3 protein-coding genes are annotated in these 1,731 nt (G+C 40.2%); all 3 read left to right on the plus strand.

The annotated features are described in order from the left end of the window. Window positions 1-865, plus strand: an 865-nt coding sequence (locus AC220I_RS22135; protein WP_486726037.1) for a DAPG hydrolase family protein, incomplete at its 5' end; no start/stop codon positions are given. A gap of 15 nt (window positions 866-880) precedes the next feature. Then, complete coding sequence (locus tag AC220I_RS22140) at window positions 881-1,123, plus strand: 4Fe-4S binding protein (RefSeq protein WP_486726038.1); 243 nt, start codon at window positions 881-883, stop codon at window positions 1,121-1,123. 26 nt (window positions 1,124-1,149) lie between these two features. Beyond that, the coding region (locus AC220I_RS22145) for an FAD-binding protein (RefSeq protein WP_486726039.1) at window positions 1,150-1,731 on the plus strand (582 nt) is incomplete at its 3' end.

The following is a 1,731-nucleotide window of genomic DNA, read 5'->3' on the forward strand; positions in this document are numbered from 1 at the left end:
ATATATTGATGGTTATAAAATTAACAAATTATTGGAGGTAATGATGGAGTCTACGATGTCAAAGAGAGTGCCTGTAACAGATGCTGACAGGGCAAAGAGTTATTTCAAATACTATGATATGGATATGGTACCACCACCAAAGGATAAAATTGATCAGGTATTAGCGGGTCCGCTTGATCCTAAGAAGGCTACAAAGTTTGCTGATCGCAATAAACTTTTTGAGCCAGGTTATCTGGAAGATGAGATTGGTTACTGTGTAATGGAGGATGGTACGGGATTTGTAGCAAACCTCACTTTTATGCCTGGTGTTACCACAGAAATGTTTGACTGGTGGTTCGCATGGCATGGACTTGATAACCTTAGATACACCGTTTGGGATCCAGAAGATCATCACAAAGCAGAAACGATGCAGAGAAAACAAGCGCTTGATTCTAGCTTGTCATATAAAGAGCGCTATTGGAATACCACCCACCACGTTATTGAAGATGTGGGCATGGGGCCTGAAGGCTTATTCATTAACTTTAAATATCCTGGTGACTTAGGCTTTGATGTGAGTAAAATTGGCACCGAAGCTTGCAGTACCATTGTTTGTGCAAGAGGTTATGGAGAGGGTCTCCCACCATTTGCTTCTTCACCAACAATCATGACTCATTTTGTCAGAGAAGTCGAAGGTGGCATTGAGCTTAGATCAAGATTCTGGATGGGGTGGACAGTTAAAGCTGGGCGTGATATTAAGGCTTTACCTGACTTTGCAAGAATGCCAATTTTTGCACCAAAGGCATTATGCCTTCACAACATCAAGGAGTTTACAAACCTTGCAGCCTTATTGCCAAAAATATTTGCTGAAGAAAAAGACAATTTTTAGAAGGGGAGTCATGTCATGAATATGAAAAATCAGATCGAATTCAATAGAGAAAAATGTATTGGATGTAAATTATGCTACAAGTCATGTTTCATTGATGTTATTAGATGGAACGAGGAAGATAAAAAGCCGGAATTCAAATACCTTGAAGACTGTGTTCACTGCAATTATTGTGAGGTTGTCTGTCCTAAGGATTGCATCCAAGTGATTCCTGATTTTGAAGGGGAATTGTTTCATCAAAGTTTCAATCGATACAAATAATGAATATAGCAGGAGGGAGAACTCTTATGAACAATAAAGTCAGTCTTAAGACAGATATTTTGATTGCTGGTGGTGGCATTGCAGGCCTTACAGCAGGAATTATCGCGAAAGAAGCCAATCCGGAGTGTGAGGTATTAATCATAGAAAAACAAACGTGTGGTTACAGTGGCAAAGCCAACAGAGGTGGCGGGGTCCTTCAATATTTTGATTTCAAAAGGGTAAAACCGATTGAATTCGTTGCATACCATGCCAATGCTGTTGGGTGTTTCCTTGGGGACCAAGTACAGATGCTCAAGTATGTTTCCATGAACAATGAAATGATTGAAAAATTAATTTCTTGGGGCGTTAAAGTACCAGCAAACGAAGATGGTAGTTGGAAAATCATACCGACAGGCCCGATGACGGGTATGGTTGGCGTTGACCTCGATATCACGATTCAAGTGAGAAGAACAGCTGAAAAAGCGGGTATCAAGATAATCGATAAAGTAACCATGTCAGATTTACTCGTTACAGACAACACTGTAGTGGGTGCGAATGCCTACAGTATTTTAGATGGTACTTTTTATACGATTGAAGCAAAAACAGTGATCTTAGCCACTGGAAGCCAA

It is taken from the genome of Fusibacter sp., assembly GCF_057447755.1.

Bases quoted from the DNA above. Each gene is read 5' to 3' on its own strand.
- AC220I_RS22140 (WP_486726038.1), top strand. From the start codon at position 881: ATGAATATGAAAAATCAGATCGAATTCAATAGAGAAAAATGTATTGGA.